The organism is Bordetella tumbae (assembly GCF_054780995.1).
This window is the reverse complement of record NZ_BAAGVG010000015.1, coordinates 97416-112644: the sequence shown is the minus strand read 5'-3', so window position 1 is coordinate 112644 and position 15229 is coordinate 97416. Positions and strand designations below refer to the sequence as shown.

At 62.1% G+C, this 15229-nt stretch carries 14 protein-coding genes and 1 riboswitch; of the genes, 8 read left to right on the top strand and 6 right to left on the bottom strand.

The genetic code is table 11. The annotated features are described in order from the left end of the window. Nucleotides 1–284: 284 nt before the first annotated feature. The 3 genes from ACYVI2_RS12725 to ACYVI2_RS12715 all read right to left on the bottom strand — a co-directional run bounded on the left by ACYVI2_RS12725 (nt 285) and on the right by ACYVI2_RS12715 (nt 3148). The gene (locus tag ACYVI2_RS12725) at nt 285–1175 is read right to left on the bottom strand and encodes a cytochrome c oxidase assembly protein (RefSeq protein WP_415822401.1); all 891 of its coding nucleotides are present in this window, start codon (nt 1173–1175) and stop codon (nt 285–287) included. 224 nt (nt 1176–1399) lie between these two features. Continuing rightward, on the bottom strand, nt 1400–1756 hold the full coding sequence (locus tag ACYVI2_RS12720; protein ID WP_415822400.1) for a hypothetical protein: 357 nt from the start codon (nt 1754–1756) through the stop codon (nt 1400–1402). Nucleotides 1757–2158: 402 nt separating this feature from the next. Continuing rightward, nucleotides 2159–3148 carry a sodium:calcium antiporter gene (locus ACYVI2_RS12715; RefSeq protein ID WP_415822399.1) on the bottom strand — a complete coding sequence of 330 codons (990 nt, stop codon included), beginning with the start codon at nt 3146–3148 and terminating at the stop codon, nt 2159–2161. 42 nt (nt 3149–3190) lie between these two features. Further along, nucleotides 3191–3360, bottom strand: a riboswitch (yybP-ykoY riboswitch). A gap of 262 nt (nt 3361–3622) precedes the next feature. Between ACYVI2_RS12715 and ACYVI2_RS12710 the strand changes: the two genes are divergently transcribed. Next, nucleotides 3623–4963 (top strand): aminopeptidase P N-terminal domain-containing protein, encoded by a 1341-nt coding sequence (locus ACYVI2_RS12710; RefSeq protein ID WP_415822398.1) that lies wholly within the window; start codon nt 3623–3625, stop codon nt 4961–4963. 9 nt (nt 4964–4972) lie between these two features. Here ACYVI2_RS12710 and ACYVI2_RS12705 read toward each other — a convergent pair whose 3' ends face one another. After that, nucleotides 4973–5425: a TM2 domain-containing protein gene (locus ACYVI2_RS12705; RefSeq protein WP_415822396.1), complete on the bottom strand. Its 453-nt coding sequence runs from the start codon at nt 5423–5425 to the stop codon at nt 4973–4975. Between the two features lie 35 nt (nt 5426–5460). Between ACYVI2_RS12705 and ACYVI2_RS12700 the strand changes: the two genes are divergently transcribed. From ACYVI2_RS12700 to ruvA, 6 genes are all read left to right on the top strand, one after another. After that, nucleotides 5461–6624: a UbiH/UbiF/VisC/COQ6 family ubiquinone biosynthesis hydroxylase gene (locus ACYVI2_RS12700; RefSeq protein WP_415822395.1), complete on the top strand. Its 1164-nt coding sequence runs from the start codon at nt 5461–5463 to the stop codon at nt 6622–6624. Between the two features lie 111 nt (nt 6625–6735). Then, nucleotides 6736–7761 carry a tRNA dihydrouridine synthase DusB gene (gene dusB / locus ACYVI2_RS12695; RefSeq protein WP_415822393.1) on the top strand — a complete coding sequence of 342 codons (1026 nt, stop codon included), beginning with the start codon at nt 6736–6738 and terminating at the stop codon, nt 7759–7761. A gap of 35 nt (nt 7762–7796) precedes the next feature. Then, nucleotides 7797–8036 carry a helix-turn-helix domain-containing protein gene (locus tag ACYVI2_RS12690; protein ID WP_094819995.1) on the top strand — a complete coding sequence of 80 codons (240 nt, stop codon included), beginning with the start codon at nt 7797–7799 and terminating at the stop codon, nt 8034–8036. A 54-nt stretch (nt 8037–8090) separates the two neighbouring features. Next, nucleotides 8091–9680: a bifunctional phosphoribosylaminoimidazolecarboxamide formyltransferase/IMP cyclohydrolase gene (purH, locus tag ACYVI2_RS12685; protein ID WP_415822392.1), complete on the top strand. Its 1590-nt coding sequence runs from the start codon at nt 8091–8093 to the stop codon at nt 9678–9680. Continuing rightward, nucleotides 9680–10237: a crossover junction endodeoxyribonuclease RuvC gene (gene ruvC / locus ACYVI2_RS12680; RefSeq protein WP_415822391.1), complete on the top strand. Its 558-nt coding sequence runs from the start codon at nt 9680–9682 to the stop codon at nt 10235–10237. The genes purH and ruvC overlap by 1 nt, the downstream gene beginning before the upstream one ends. Before the next feature lie 193 nt (nt 10238–10430). Next, the gene (gene ruvA, locus ACYVI2_RS12675) at nt 10431–11003 is read left to right on the top strand and encodes a Holliday junction branch migration protein RuvA (protein ID WP_415805709.1); all 573 of its coding nucleotides are present in this window, start codon (nt 10431–10433) and stop codon (nt 11001–11003) included. Between the two features lie 49 nt (nt 11004–11052). Here the strand turns inward: ruvA and ACYVI2_RS12670 are convergent, their stop codons facing one another. Then, entirely contained in the window at nt 11053–12018 is a 966-nt protein-coding gene (locus ACYVI2_RS12670; protein WP_415822390.1) for a threo-3-hydroxy-L-aspartate ammonia-lyase, read from the bottom strand. A 271-nt stretch (nt 12019–12289) separates the two neighbouring features. Between ACYVI2_RS12670 and ruvB the strand changes: the two genes are divergently transcribed. Further along, nucleotides 12290–13351, top strand: coding sequence for a Holliday junction branch migration DNA helicase RuvB (gene ruvB / locus ACYVI2_RS12665; protein ID WP_415822388.1), 1062 nt, complete (start codon nt 12290–12292; stop codon nt 13349–13351). A gap of 50 nt (nt 13352–13401) precedes the next feature. On the opposite strand, the gene recQ is transcribed toward ruvB, so the two are convergent. Then, the gene (gene recQ, locus ACYVI2_RS12660) at nt 13402–15216 is read right to left on the bottom strand and encodes a DNA helicase RecQ (RefSeq protein ID WP_415822387.1); all 1815 of its coding nucleotides are present in this window, start codon (nt 15214–15216) and stop codon (nt 13402–13404) included. Between the last annotated feature and the right edge of the window lie 13 nt (nt 15217–15229).

The window sequence follows — 15229 nt, the reverse complement described above, 5'->3', positions numbered from 1 at the left end:
CTTCTGCTTGCCGAGAGCGTCTCTGTTAAGACGTTCCTGCCGGGTGCCTGAAAGCCATGCCGGCCCTATCGCAGCGGCTCGGCGCTAGACCAGGCGCCGAGGTCCCCTTCGGGGACTGCCCGCCGCTCAACGGGCCGGCATGGCTTTCAGGCACCCGGCAGGAACTCGCAGTGACGGCATGCTGCGGATGCTGGTTGCGCTAGCGGAAGTGGCCGTCCGAGTTTGTTTTTTGGGGGGGGCGCCACAGGATGTGGCGCGGGTGGGGAATGGTGTCCCAACATGAGTCAGGGGGTAATGACTGACTTGTCTGGTTTGGCTTGGGCGAGTTGGCGTTGCCGGGCGCGGTCGCGGGCCTGGCGGTCTTCGGGGCGCAGGCGGCCTTTGCCGGAGAGGCGCATCAGGGTGCCTAATGCAACCATCAGGCCGAAGACCTCGATCAGGGCAGCAGGTATCCACATGGTCAGGCCACCGATGGTTTGGTCGGTTTGGGCAGACATGGCGATGGCCCGGCCGCAGAGTTCGAACAAGGGGTAGATGTCGGACTCGGTGAAGGCAATGACGGCGCCAGCGACCATTTGGGGGGCCATGGTCAGGACGGGGGATATCACGCGGCCGCCGGGACTCATGGCAGCGGGGGGACTGGGGCGGCGGTCGAGGATCAGGTTCCAATACATGAATCCGCTGATGACGACGGACCAATTCATCAGACGGTATAAACGCCAATCCAACATGGAATAGAACTGGACGGACGGGATCAGCCAGATCAAGACAAGAAAAACGAAGAGCGCGGGAACGAAGTATTTGTTGGTCAATACGACGACCATGAGACGGCCGCCTGCTGTGCGCAGAAAATCGCGCAAGCGTATTCGCCAAGCCAGGGGCAAGCCCGCACGCATAACGGACCCGGGGAAGGCAGCCATCACCAGCAGCGGCCCCAGGTGATGCAGGACCAGATGCTGTATGCGGTGGATGAAGAACATGCGCTCGGCGTAGTAGTCGACCCGCGTATGCAGGGACAGGTATAGCAATACGATGCCGGCCCAGAATAGAAACTGGCGGGCTTTGGTGACACGGTGTACGCGCTGGCCACGCAGGAACAACACGATGGCAACCACGAATGCGGCGACCAAGGTGGGGGAAAATTCCCATGGGACGAGCCAGCCTAGACTATCCATGCCAAGATCCGTTAAGCCCGACGATGCAGACAAGGCGCCAACCCGCAGCACCCGACGATGTGCTCATTGTAAGGGACCGTTCTGCGCCTTTATGGGTCTACGCGAATACGACCGCTTCGCGTGGACAAGGCAACCTGGAGTTTGCATGCCGTTAATCGGCAGCAGATGAGGGGCAAAAAACGTGCTGGGGTGAGGCAGCGCCATCGCGGCGCCGCCCCGGGCGATCACGCCGTCGCGACGGCGGCGGCGTTGGTGGTGTTGGCCGATGCGCCAAAATGCACATGGCGCACGGCAGGGTTGGCCTGCAGGCGGCGAGCCTGCGACATGAGCTCGGAGCGAAGCTCAGGGGGACAATTGACGGTGATGCACGCCGATGCGTAATCGGCGTCGCGGCTGGAGTCGATTTGGAATTGTGCAACGTCGAGCCCGGCTGCACCAAAGTCCAGGCAGACTTGTTTGCGTACCGCCCCCAAGGCATCGCGCGGACAAACGATGGTCAATCGCGACGTACCGTGACGGCGATTGAGTGAGCTGGCGCGGTCCACACCGGCGCGGCGCATGAACAGATCAAATAAACGCATAGCAGCCTCCCGATAAAGCTCGGAGCGTTCAGACGAATACGCACGTGCCTATCCCGCGGCATACGTTAGGCGCGCAAATGGGGCGCGGCTACGCAGGCTGCGAAAAGACAGCGGCGGTTCTGGCGGTTTGGTGGGGACGTGACAACCAAGGACTGGTTGTCATATACCGCACCCTGCACTGGCAGGATGCGGCAGAAGGAGATTCTGCGGAGATCCTGTCAGGCAGCGACGTCGATGCAAGATCGACTACTGTCGCCGGAATCGGTATTCACAGAACAACTCCAAATGATGTAAACGTATTGATTTTACGCGAACTTCGGCTCGAGAACAAGGGTTTTCCCGAAATTGTGTCAAGGATCGTGTCGAGGGGATGCCGGTCATATTTTCGGGTTTCTGACGGATTCAAGCCAAAAAGTGCCAGACCAGGTACAGCGCAAACACCCCATACAGCCCTCCCACGGCTGCCAAGCCAGTAACGCTCATGCTGGCGCGGCGAAAACGTATCCACAGTATGGAGATGGACACCAAGGTCAGGAAACCTGCCATCAATAATGGACCGTCCAGCAACCACGGTGTCATGGCGATACCCAAGGCGCTGGGAATGGTGGCCTGGATCATCATGGCACCCGAAATGTTAGCCAAGGCCAGGCGCTCTTTGCCCTGGCGCACCCAGATGAGGGCATTCATGATCTCGGGCAACTCAGTCGCCACAGGTGCCAGCAACAAGGCGGCCAGATGCGGCGAGGCGCCAAACGCGATGCCCAACAATTCAATCTGATTCACGAACACATGGGATGCGCCGGCGATCACGACTAGTGCCAGGACGGTTTGCGTACAAGCCCAGGTCATGGAGGGGTTCTCGTCGCTGGGCCGCAGTTTCAACGGCTCGAGGTCATCGCAGTCCAGGCAGGCCTCGTCGTTGGACAACTCGCGTTTGACGTAAAGCGCATACACCCCCACAAACACCAGGGCCAACCAAGGCTTCCAGACAAACGCCAGCAGACCCAAACCGACTTTGAAGACAAACACGGCCATGAACCAGGCCTGGTCGCGTGCCAACCTGGGCTGATCCGCGTTAATACAGGTTGCACGCCGTGCGCGCCACAATGTCAGGCCGACGACGGCATACGCCAGGGTGGCCAACACCAGCGGCCCACCCATGGCGGCCCCCACTCCTATGTCTTTCTGCTCTGGAGAGGAACCGAAAACCACGGCCATAAAGGTGACGGCGCTTTCGGGCAAAGCGGTGCCAAACGCGGCGAGCACGGTGCCTGTGGCGGTCGCTCCCAGGTTCAGTCTATGTCCCACCCACTCGATACCGTTGACGAAATACTCGCAGGCAAAGTAGATGACCAGCGCGGACAGGAAAAACAGAAACAGTGTGAGAAACATGATGCACAGCCGGACGAGCAGATACCAATGGCGCGACAGTGCGGCTCGCCCGGCAAGGTGAACGCACTGCGGCCAAAGGTCTCGCCGGGCTGACCGGCCGCGTGCGAAGTCGCGGCTCGGGAACCGTCAGCGCCATGGGGTCAAGACCACCAAGTCTGTTGACGCTGACTCCTTTGGGGATCAAAGGATGGCTACTCCCCAATGACAGTGGGCGGGATTGTAGCAGCCGCTCCAGCGGCGTACGTTGCGCAGGGATGGCAGCAACCAGGATATTTTCTGGCGCCGGGCCACCGTAGCCGCTGCGCTGGTCGCGCCCTGCCTCCACACGTACTGACGGTGACGCGCAGCTGCCTTTGGGTCTGCGCAGAACAGGCGAAAATCAGACGCTGATTGAGACATTTCTGTCCCGCCTGCACGCGATGGGCGCGGTAAAGTGAGTGTGTTTTCATTATTGATGGCCTCGCCGACTTTGCCATGAGCCTGCCCTGCCCTGATATCGCTCCATTCGTTGAACGCCGTCGACGCTTGTTGGCCCATATGCGGGCGGCAGGCGGCGGGATCGCAGTGCTCTCGACTGCCCCACACGCCCAGCGCAATCACGACGCTGAATATCCGTATCGACACGACAGCGATTTTTACTATCTGACGGGCTTTATAGAGCCCGAGGCATGGCTGGTGCTGGTCGCTGGCATCACGGATCGTGCCATTCTGTTTTGCCGGGCAAAACACCCAGAGCAAGAAATCTGGGAAGGCTACCGCTGCGGCCCCGATGCCGCGGTGACACGCTATGGATTCGACGAGGCCTATGCCACGGATAAACTGGACACTTTGTTGCCCGCCTTGTTAGCGGATCAACCCACGCTGTACCGCTCTTTCGCGGCGACCGGGCCGGTCGAACGCAAGCTGCGGCACTGGCTGCTCCAGGCCGAACAACAGGGGCGCGGCCGGCGCCTGGCGCCTGGCCGCATCCAGGACTTGCGGCCCATATTGGCCGATATGCGTGTGATCAAGGACGCCAGCGAAATCGCCACGATGCGCCAGGCGGCGCGCATTTCGGCGGGCGCCCATGCGCGCGCCATGCGGGCCGCCCGGCCCGGCATGCACGAGTATCAATTGGAAGCCGAGCTGTTGTACGAGTTTCGGCGTCATGGCGCCCAGTCGCCCGCCTATCCCAGCATCGTGGCCGCAGGCGCCAATGCGTGCGTGCTGCACTACGCCGCCGGCGATACCGTGCTGCGTGACGGTGACCTGGTGTTGATAGACGCGGGCTGCGAATATGACAGCTATGCGTCCGACATTACCCGCACATTTCCCGCCAATGGACGATTTACGGGCCCTCAACGCGCCCTCTATGACTTGACGGCGGCCGCACAGCAGGCCGCGGTGCAGGCGACCGCACCGGGCCGCAGTTGGAACGATGCTCACGAGGCCGCCGTGCGTGTGCTGGCCCAAGGCATGCTGGACGAGGGGCTGCTGAACGGCTCGCTGGACGGCGTGCTGGAATCGGCCGCGTATACGCGTTTTTATATGCATCGCACTGGCCATTGGCTGGGGCTGGATGTGCATGATGTGGGCGATTACCGGCAAGGCTCAATCTCGGAACAGGACCGCCCCTGGCGGTCGCTGGCGGCCGGCATGGTGCTCACGATCGAGCCGGGCATTTATGTGCGCGAGGCAGAGGACGTGCCCGAGGCATTCTGGAATATCGGTATCCGCATCGAAGATGATGCGCTGGTCACTGCAGAGGGCTGCGAGCTCATTACGCGGGGTGTGCCAGTCGACGCCAGAGAAATCGAGGCGCTGATGCGGGAATAATCCAAACGGCTACAGCACGAATCCGTCCAGCCATCCCATCGCCGTCCAGGTGTACACCACCACCATGGCGATGGCGAACATGCCCACGGTAGCGCCTACCAGTGTCCCGGCTATCGCCACTAGTACCGGACCCAGTCCCGTATGAGTTACCCGCCCCTGTCCGGGGTGATACAGGCGATCGAACTTCTCGTCCGGCATGAGGCTGAAGACCACCCCCTCGATGAAACCGTCGATCATCGGAATGAACAGCAGGAAAACCGCGGGATTGTCGTACCACACAGGAAATTGTGTCGCTGCCACCAGGCAGACCACAGCGGCCAGCGTCACCAGCCAGGCATAACGCCGCCTCAGGTACCACCAATGCGCTCCGAATACGCCAAGAAAACAGGCAAGCAGCCCCAGCACCACTTTGTTGCGAGGACGGATCATTGCTGCGGGAGCGGAGAACGGGACGGATGTCATGGTGGGATTGTAGGGGTGGACGGTAAAATTCGCCTATGACTCAGTCTGCTTACGATATCGCGATTTTGGGCGCGGGCCCGGTTGGCCATGTGCTGGCACTGTTATTAGCACGGCATACCGCACAACCGCAACGCATTGCCTTGCTGGCGGGATCGGCAGCGCCGGCTGCACAGGCACCATCCCCTGCGACGGACCCCCGTGTGCTGGCGATGAACCACGGCAGCCGGGTTTTGCTGGAATCGTTGCGGGCTTGGCCGGGCCGGGCCGCGGATATTCGCCATGTTCACGTCTCCCAGCGCGGACGGCTGGGCAGCACGGTTATTCATACTGACGATTTTCAGGTGCCTCGTCTGGGCAGCGTCGTGTCCTATGCCGAATTGCACGCCACGCTGCAGAACTGCGCCACGGCCAGCGGGGTAACGGTGCTGCATGGCCCGCCCGCCCACGTGCACCACCAAGATAACCAGGGGATCCGAATTCGCCAGGGCGACACTGAGCTCCTGTGCAGCGTCGCCGTGCTGTCTGATGGCAGTGGCGGCGCCGATGTGCGGCGCGAATATAGCCAGCATGCCATTGTCACGAGCGCCCAGGCGACGCTGCCGCGTTCGGCCTGGGCATGGGAACGCTTCACGCGCGAAGGGCCGTTGGCCTTGCTCCCCCACCCGCTCAATGCGCATGCCTATTCGGTCGTCTGGTGCAGTTCTCCCGATCGTGCCGCCGAATTGGCGAAGCATGATGACGCGGCGTTCTCTGCCGCCTTGAGTGCAGCCTTTGGAACGCGGCTCGGGCGGCTGTCCAGCGATGCACCCCGTCACGTATTTCCCTTGGCGCTCAGTGCCCGGCGCACGCTAGTCCAGGGCCGCGTCGTCGCGATAGGCAATGCGGCCCAGACTTTGCACCCCGTGGCGGGCCAGGGCCTGAATCTCGGGTTGCGCGACGCCGCGCGCCTGGCGCAGGTGCTGTCCGGCTGGCTGGGCACCCCCGCGGGCGATCCAGGTGCCAAGCTGGCGGAATTCGCCAGCTCACGCCTGGCTGACCGTTGGATTACGGCGGGACTGACCGATTTGATGCCGCGCGCCTTTGCGACAGGACTGGCGCCTATCGAGCACGCCTGCGGGGCGGGTTTGTTGGCACTGGATCTGGCTGCTCCGCTGCGAGCCCCCTTGGCGCGGCACTTATTGCAGGGTCTGCGTTCCTGAACACATATCGTTAGCAAGCCGACCCGCTCCAAACCTCAACATTGCCGGCAAAATTGGGGAGCGACCGCATTCGCCCCAAAAGAGGGCTTCCCGGTCGGTTAAAATGTGCGCATGCGCATCGGCCCGTGGACTCTTTCCAATAATGTTCTGGTCGCCCCCATGGCGGGGGTGACGGATCGCCCTTTCCGTCAATTATGCAAACGGCTGGGTGCAGGCTACGCTGTGTCGGAAATGGCCGCGAGCAACCCGCGCCTGTGGGACAGCGTCAAGACATCCCGGCGTTTGAATCATGATGGTGAAATCGCCCCGGTAGCGGTCCAGATTGCTGGGGCCGACCCCGCGATGATGGCCGAAGCCGCCGCATTCAATGCCGAACGCGGCGCCCGCATCATCGATATCAACATGGGCTGCCCGGCCAAGAAAGTGTGTAATCTGGCCTCGGGCTCGGCCCTGCTGCGCGACGAAGACCTGGTGTCCCGCATTCTGGATGCCGTCGTGGAGGCATGTGCGCCATTGGGCGTGCCTGTCACGCTGAAAACCCGGACCGGATGGGATCGCGACCATCGCAATGCATTACGCGTGGCACGGCGCGCCCAGGAGGCCGGCATCGCCGCCCTGGCGCTACACGGCCGCACGCGGGCCGACCTCTATACCGGCGAAGCCGAATACGACACGATACGCGCCGTCAAGGCCGAACTGTCCATACCGGTCGTCGCCAATGGCGACATCGATTCCCCGGAAAAGGCGCGCTACGTGCTGGACTACACGGGCGCCGATGCCGTCATGATTGGTCGTGCAGCCCAAGGGCGCCCCTGGATTTTTCGCGAAATTGACCACTATCTGCAGACGGGCGAGACGCTCGCGCCGCCGTCTTACGCAGAAATGCGCGACTTGCTGCTCGAGCACCTGAATGATCATTACCGTTTTTACGGCGAACATACCGGTGTCCGTTCGGCGCGCAAACATATAGGCTGGTATGTAGACGGTCTGCCCGGTGCAGACCCGTTTCGCAACCGCATGAATCAGATCGACAACACGCACGACCAATGGCGGGCGGTGTCGGACTGGTTCGACGAACTCACCCGCGGCGACCCGGCACCACCGGTTTTCGCCGCGCAACCGCTGATGGCGGCGTGATCCGCCTCCCACCTCCAACTATAAAATCTGTACAAATGAGTAAGAATGATGTCCTGGAAGACTGCGTGCGCGCCAGCTTGGCGCGCTATTTCGAAGACCTGGGTGACTCCGAGCCCCACGATATGTGGGACATGGTGATGCGTTGCGTCGAACGTCCGGTGCTCGAAGTCGCGCTGGAACGTTCTGGCGGCAACCAATCCCGCGCCTCTGAAATACTGGGCATCACCCGTAATACCCTGCGCAAAAAACTCCAGGCGCACAATATCCAGCCGTAGGCCTTTCGCGCGCGCTGCGCCTCTGAACGCTTTTTCTATCCCCCCAACCCAACCATGAAAATCGAAACTGCCCTGCTCTCGGTGTCCGACAAGACCGGCATCGTCGAATTCGCCCGTGCCCTGGCTGCGCGCGGCGTACGTCTGCTATCCACCGGGGGCACGGCCCGCCTGCTGGCCGATTCCGGCTTGACCGTCACGGAAGTCGCGACGCACACCGGCTCGCCCGAGATCCTCGACGGCCGGGTCAAGACGCTGCATCCCAAGATCCATGGCGGCCTGCTGGCTCGCCGCGACAGCGCGGAGCACCTGGATACCATCGCCCAGCACGGAATCGATCGCATCGACATGTTGGTCGTCAATCTGTATCCGTTCCGTGAAACTATTGCCAAGCCGGATTGCAGTTTTGCCGATGCGGTGGAAAACATCGATATCGGTGGCCCGGCCATGCTGCGTGCGGCCGCCAAGAACCACGGCACCGAAGCCGGGGGCGTCACTGTCGTGATCGACCCGACCGACTACTCGCGCGTGCTGCACGAAATCGACCAGACGGGCAGTACCTCGTACGCCTTGCGCCTGGAGCTGGCCGCCAAGACCTACGCGCATACCGCGTCCTACGATGGCGCGATTGCCGCCTATTTGACCAGCCTGGCCGAGCCCGCACCCGCCCAGGAGGCCGTTCCGGCTCGACTGGATTGGCCGCGTACGCTGACCCTGCAGGTGCAACAGGCCCAAGCCCTGCGCTATGGCGAGAACCCTCACCAAAAGGCCGCGTTCTATGTCGATTCGACGCGCGCAGCCGGCCTGCTGGGCAACTATCGCCAGTTGCAGGGCAAAGAACTGTCGTACAACAACATCGCCGATGCCGACGCGGCGTGGGAATGTGTGCGCAGCTTTGACGCGCCGGCCTGCGTCATCGTCAAGCACGCCAATCCGTGTGGCGTCGCGGTCGCGCAAGACCCGTTGCATGCCTATCAACAGGCCTTCAAGACGGACCCCACCTCGGCGTTTGGCGGCATCATCGCCTTTAACCGTCCGGTCGATGCCGCGACGGCCGAAGCCGTCAGCAGCCAGTTTCTAGAAGTCCTGCTGGCCCCTGCCTATGACGGCGCTGCGCTGGCCGTCCTGGCCGCCAAGAAAAACGTCCGCGTTCTCGAAATCCCCGCTGGCACAGGCCAGAACGATTTCGATATCAAGCGCGTGGGCGGCGGCTGGCTGGTTCAAACGCCCGACGCCTATCAAGTGCCGAGCGACGCGCTCAAGGTCGTGACCAAGCGTCAGCCCACCGAACAGGAAATGAACGACCTGGCGTTTGCCTGGAAAGTCGCCAAGTACGTCAAGTCCAACGCCATTGTGTTCGTCGGCGGCGGCATGACCCTGGGCGTGGGCGCGGGCCAGATGAGCCGTATTGATTCGGCTCGTATTGCCTCGATCAAGGCAGAAAACGCCGGCCTGACGCTGCAGGGTTCGGCCGTGGCGTCCGATGCGTTCTTCCCGTTCCGCGATGGGCTGGATGTGGTGGTCGCAGCAGGCGCAACGTGCGTGATTCAGCCGGGCGGCAGCGTCCGTGACGACGAAGTGATCGCCGCTGCCGACGAGCATGGCATTGCCATGGTCCTGACCGGCACGCGCCACTTCCGCCACTGATGCGTGTTCTCGGCATCGACCCAGGATTGCGCCGCACCGGCTTCGGTGTGATCGATGCCGAGGGTATGCGGCTGCGCTATGTCGCCAGCGGCACCATCGTGGTGCCGCCGGCGTTATCACTGCCTGAGCGCCTGAAGGTCATTCTGGACAATCTGCGCCAGGTGGCGCGCGACACCCAGCCGGATGTCGCCGCACTGGAAATTGTGTTTCTGAATACCAACCCTGCCTCGACACTATTGCTGGGGCAGGCGCGTGGCGCTGCGCTCTGCGCGCTAGCAGACAGCGAGCTGGCCGTGCACGAATACACCGCGCTGCAAATCAAAAAGGCCGTGGTGGGCACCGGGCGAGCGGCAAAAGAGCAGGTGCAGATGATGGTGCAACGCCTGCTGTCGCTGGATGGCACACCGGCGCCCGATTCGGCGGATGCCTTGGCTTGCGCCATTTGTCACGCTCACGTCGGCCCGCTGCAGACACGGCTGGGTAACTTGGCGAATGCTGACATGCTGGGCCGCGGCAGTGGCCGAGCCCGGGTACGCGGTGGCCGGCTGGTACGCTGACTGTCAATCGCAGCGTGACAATCGCTGACCGCCAATCGCGGCCTGACAATCCGTCGAATCTGACATGGTGAGCTGCGGCAACTATTCTGTCCGCGTGCACGATGGCCGCCCGGTACGCCATCCCGCGTAGAATGCCGACCATACACGGCGTATCATCCACGCCCTCTCTCACCTGTTTGCTGGCATTGTCACCATGATCGGACGCATCACCGGAACCCTGATCGAAAAACTCCCGCCCACGCTATGCGTGGACGTCAACGGCGTGGGCTATGACATCGAAGTCCCGATGAGCACGCTCTATGGGCTGCCTGAGCTCGGCGCCCGAGTCACGCTCTACACCCATCTGACGGTACGCGAGGATGCGCATATTTTGTATGGCTTTGCCTCGGCCAACGAACGCAGCGCGTTTCGCGAGTTGATCAAGGTCAGCGGCATCGGTGCTCGTACCGCCCTGGCCGTGTTGTCAGGGTTGTCGGTGAGCGATCTGGCACAGGCCATCACATTGCAGGAACCGGGCAGGCTGACGCGCGTGCCGGGAATCGGCAAGAAAACCGCAGAACGCCTGCTATTGGAAATGCGCGGCAAGCTGGGCGCGGACATCGGTGCGACAGCGCACGCCTTGCCTGATACGCAAACGGATATCTTGAATGCGCTGTTGGCGCTGGGATATTCGGATAAAGAATCTCAGACTGCACTCAAGACGTTGCCGGAGGGCACGAGCGTGTCGGACGGGATACGCCTGGCGCTCAAGGCGTTGGTGCGCTGAACTGACGGCCAGCATCCGAAAGCATAGAGCTGGCACGCATCAACGCCTATCACCCCGCCAACAGGCGTCCATACTGCGCCAGATCGACGTTGCCGCCGCTGATGATGACACCGACGCGCTTGCCTGGCACCGCGACGACCTGCTGCAATACCGCAGCAGTCGACAAACACCCTGTCGGCTCGACCACCATTTTCATGCGCTCGGCAAAGAACTTCATCGTGTCGACCAACTGATCGTCGGTGACAGTAACGATGTCTTTGACGCCCTGTTGAATGATAGGAAAGGTCAACTGCCCCAGATGCGTGGTCACGGCGCCATCGGCCAAGGACTTCGGTGCGGGGATACGCACGATTTCCCCCTTGCGCAGCGACTGCTGGCCATCGTTGCCCGCCTCGGGTTCGACGCCATAGACCTCGCAGTCCGGGCTGAGGGCTTTGGCCGACAGGATCGAGCCCGCCAGCAAGCCGCCTCCACCCAGACAAACGAACAACGCGTCCAGCGGCCCGACGTCATCGAACAATTCTTTGGCGGCCGTGCCCTGCCCGGCAATCACATCACGATGATCGTACGGGGGAATCAGCGTTGCACCGGTTTCCTGCTGAATACGGCGCGCGACGGCCTCGCGATCATCCTGGTAGCGGTCATATGTGACGACCTGCCCGCCATAGCCCTCGGTAGCTGCACGCTTGGCTGCAGGGGCATCGTGAGGCATGATGATGGTGGCCTGCACACCGAGTTCTCGCGAAGCCAGCGCGATGGCCTGTGCGTGATTACCTGATGAAAATGTCACCACCCCGGCAGCACGTTGCTCGGGCGTCAGCTGTGCAATCGCGTTGTAACCACCCCGAAACTTGAATGCCCCCATGCGCTGGAAATTTTCGCACTTGAAAAACACCTGGGCACCCGTGCGCGCATTGGCTGTGGATGAAACCAGCACAGGTGTGCGATGTGCTGCGCCGGCCAGGATTTCGCTGGCGCGGACAACGTCTTCGTAAGTAGGCAATGCAGCGGACATGGGATTCCTGGGATAGCAAAGTGAGGGAATGCCGAAATGATATCTTTTGTTCGCCGCATCGTCAGCGCCGTCGTGCGCGGCAGTCGCCGATATCGTCGCCGGCAGCCGTCGAACCCCGCCGCCGTGCCTGCCTCGGTTCCCTAGTATCACCATCTGTCCGCAAGCGTTGTCATCGCCCACCGTCGCCGCTCACGTGGTGTACGATGCTCACGTGCCGGCGCCTTTTATTTTTGCCTTGTCTTTTGCACGACCGCCAGCCCTACTCTGAACTATGGCCATCCAGTCTGACTCGCTTTCTTCTTTGCCCGACGCTCCTCGATTGGTCGCGCCGCAACCGGTGTCGCCCAACGAGGAATCCATCGAACGCGCCCTGCGGCCCAAGGCATTGCAGGAATACGTGGGGCAGCAACGGGCGCGAGAGCAGCTCGAGATCTTCATCGCAGCGGCCCGCAAGCGGGGCGAGGCGCTGGATCACGTCCTGCTGTTCGGACCGCCTGGATTGGGCAAGACGACCTTGGCCCACATCATTGCCCACGAAATGGGCGTGCAACTGCGCCAGACCTCCGGGCCGGTGCTCGAGCGCCCTGGCGATTTGGCGGCACTGCTGACGAACCTGGAAAAAAACGACGTCCTGTTCATCGACGAAATCCATCGCCTGTCGCCAGTGGTCGAGGAAATTCTGTACCCGGCGCTGGAAGACTTTCAGATCGACATTCTAATCGGCGAAGGCCCCGCAGCCCGCAGCGTCAAGCTGGACCTGCAACCGTTTACGCTGGTAGGCGCCACCACACGTGCAGGCATGTTGACCAACCCCCTGCGCGATCGCTTTGGTATTGTGTCGCGCCTGGAGTTTTATAACGCACAGGATCTGGCGCACATCGTGACGCGTAGCGCGGGCTTGCTCAATGCCGAGATCACACCCGACGGCGCCGCCGAAGTCGCGCGTCGCGCCCGCGGCACCCCTCGCATTGCCAACCGCCTGCTGCGCCGAGTCCGCGATTACGCCGAGGTCAAATCCCACGGCGTGATTGATACCGATTCAGCTAGCCGTGCGCTGGCCATGCTGGAGGTCGACCCGCAGGGTCTGGATCTGATGGACCGCAAGCTGCTGGAGGCCATCATCCACAAATTCGACGGCGGCCCAGTGGGGGTGGATAGCCTGGCAGCAGCCATAGGCGAAGAACGCGACACCATCGAAGACGTCATCGAGCCCTATCTGATTCAACACGGCTATCTGCAACGCACGCCGCGTGGCCGCACTGCCACGCTGACAACGTGGCGGCATCTGGGGTTGGCGCCCCCCTCGGACAACGCGGACCTGTTCAGCAAATAACGCGGGAAATCCATTTCCCTCGCGATAGCGCCGTAGGCTCTGCCCCGGCGCTACTCCACCAGTCGCAGAATATCGTCGCCATAGGCTTCGAGCTTGCGTGCTCCGACCCCGCTGATGTGCCCCAGATCCTCCATGGACGCCGGCTTGGCCAGGGCAATCTCACGCAATGTCGCGTCATGGAAAATCACATATGCAGGCACACCGTGGTTTTTCGCGACCTCTCCACGCCAGTTACGCAACGCATTGAACAGCGGCATGGCATCGGGCGGCAGATCAATGACCGGCGCACGTGTGCGCGTACTTGATTTCGAGCTGCGAGGTTTCTTTTCGGACTCGCGCCGCAGCATCAGTTGGCGCTCGCCCTTGAGGACGGCGCGGCTGCCTTCGGTCAAAGCCAAGGTGCCAAACCCCTCGTTATCCACGGTCAGCAGCCCCTGCGCCAGTAATTGCCGCAAAACGCCGCGCCACGCGTTATCCGACAGGTCGGCCCCCACGCCAAATACACTCAGGGCCTCGTGCCCATGCTGTCGTGTCCGGTCGGTGCTCTTGCCGCGCAGGATGTCGATGATATGCCCGGCCCCATAGCGCTGCCCGCGCTCTTTCCAGAGGCGATAGACGGCCGACAAGACCTTTTGTGCGGCCACGGTGCCGTCCCAGGCCTGAGGCGGCTCCAGACAGACATCGCAATTGCCGCAAGCCGTAATCGTCTGCCCGAAATAGGCTAAAAGCCGCACGCGCCGGCATTCCACGGTCTCGCACAAACCCAACATGGCGTCGAGCTGCTGTCCGAGGCGGCGGCGATAAGCCTCATCGCCCTGGGATTCGTCGATCATCCGGCGTTGTTGCACCACGTCCTGCAGACCGTAGGCCAACCACGCACTGGCGGGCAGGCCATCGCGGCCCGCGCGGCCGGTTTCCTGGTAATAGCCTTCGACGGATTTGGGCAGGTCAATATGGGCAACGAAGCGGACGTCGGGCTTGTCGATCCCCATGCCAAAGGCGATAGTCGCGACCATGACGATACCGTCTTCGCGCAGAAAACGTGACTGGTTTGCGGCCCGCACCGCCGTGTTCAACCCCGCGTGATAGGGCAACGCACTGATGCCGTTCTGACACAGGAAATCAGCGGTCTCTTCGACGCGTGCACGCGACAGGCAATACACCACGCCGGAATCGCCCTCGTGCTCGGAGCGGATCAGATCCAGCAACTGGCGGCGCACCTCATTTTTTTCGACGATGCGATAGCGGATATTGGGCCGGTCGAAGCTCGCGACAAAATGCTCGGCTTGGTCCAGCGCCAGGCGCTGCGCAATCTCGACGCGCGTGGTGGCAGTCGCGGTCGCCGTCAAGGCGATGCGCGGCACCTCTGGCCAACGCTCGTGCAACATCGACAGCCCGAGATATTCCGGCCGGAAATCGTGTCCCCATTGCGATACGCAGTGAGCCTCGTCGATGGCGAACAGCGCAATACGGCCGCGCTCGAGCAGCTGCAAACAACGGTCCGTCAGCAATCGCTCGGGCGCGACATACAACAGATCAAGCTCGCCATTGATGAACGCCTGCTCGACCTCGCGCGCTACTCGCCAGTCTTGTGTGGAATTCAGAAACGCGGCCCGTACGCCCAGTTCGGTCAGGGCGTCGACCTGATCCTGCATCAAGGCGATCAGCGGAGACACCACGACACCGGTCCCCTGGCGCACCAGCGCCGGGACCTGATAGCACAGCGACTTGCCGCCGCCAGTAGGCATCAACACGAGGGCATCGCCCCCTGCGATCACGTGATCGACAATGGCCTGCTGGTCGCCGCGGAAGGATTCGTAACCGAAAACGCGCTGCAGGACGTCCTGGGCGCGGGGGTCAGACATGGGAAGTAGCGAA

What these genes read in the sequence shown, in the direction of transcription:
- ACYVI2_RS12700 (WP_415822395.1), top strand. Translation starts at nt 5,461, where the DNA reads ATGACTCAGTCTGCTTACGATATCGCGATTTTGGGCGCGGGCCCGGTT.
- ACYVI2_RS12705 (WP_415822396.1), bottom strand. Translation starts at nt 5,425, where the DNA reads ATGACATCCGTCCCGTTCTCCGCTCCCGCAGCAATGATCCGTCCTCGC.
- ruvB (WP_415822388.1), top strand. Translation starts at nt 12,290, where the DNA reads ATGGCCATCCAGTCTGACTCGCTTTCTTCTTTGCCCGACGCTCCTCGA.
- ACYVI2_RS12720 (WP_415822400.1), bottom strand. Translation starts at nt 1,756, where the DNA reads ATGCGTTTATTTGATCTGTTCATGCGCCGCGCCGGTGTGGACCGCGCC.
- purH (WP_415822392.1), top strand. Translation starts at nt 8,091, where the DNA reads ATGAAAATCGAAACTGCCCTGCTCTCGGTGTCCGACAAGACCGGCATC.
- recQ (WP_415822387.1), bottom strand. Translation starts at nt 15,216, where the DNA reads ATGTCTGACCCCCGCGCCCAGGACGTCCTGCAGCGCGTTTTCGGTTAC.
- ACYVI2_RS12710 (WP_415822398.1), top strand. Translation starts at nt 3,623, where the DNA reads ATGAGCCTGCCCTGCCCTGATATCGCTCCATTCGTTGAACGCCGTCGA.
- ruvA (WP_415805709.1), top strand. Translation starts at nt 10,431, where the DNA reads ATGATCGGACGCATCACCGGAACCCTGATCGAAAAACTCCCGCCCACG.
- ACYVI2_RS12690 (WP_094819995.1), top strand. Translation starts at nt 7,797, where the DNA reads ATGAGTAAGAATGATGTCCTGGAAGACTGCGTGCGCGCCAGCTTGGCG.
- ACYVI2_RS12715 (WP_415822399.1), bottom strand. Translation starts at nt 3,148, where the DNA reads ATGTTTCTCACACTGTTTCTGTTTTTCCTGTCCGCGCTGGTCATCTAC.
- ruvC (WP_415822391.1), top strand. Translation starts at nt 9,680, where the DNA reads ATGCGTGTTCTCGGCATCGACCCAGGATTGCGCCGCACCGGCTTCGGT.
- ACYVI2_RS12725 (WP_415822401.1), bottom strand. Translation starts at nt 1,175, where the DNA reads ATGGATAGTCTAGGCTGGCTCGTCCCATGGGAATTTTCCCCCACCTTG.
- dusB (WP_415822393.1), top strand. Translation starts at nt 6,736, where the DNA reads ATGCGCATCGGCCCGTGGACTCTTTCCAATAATGTTCTGGTCGCCCCC.
- ACYVI2_RS12670 (WP_415822390.1), bottom strand. Translation starts at nt 12,018, where the DNA reads ATGTCCGCTGCATTGCCTACTTACGAAGACGTTGTCCGCGCCAGCGAA.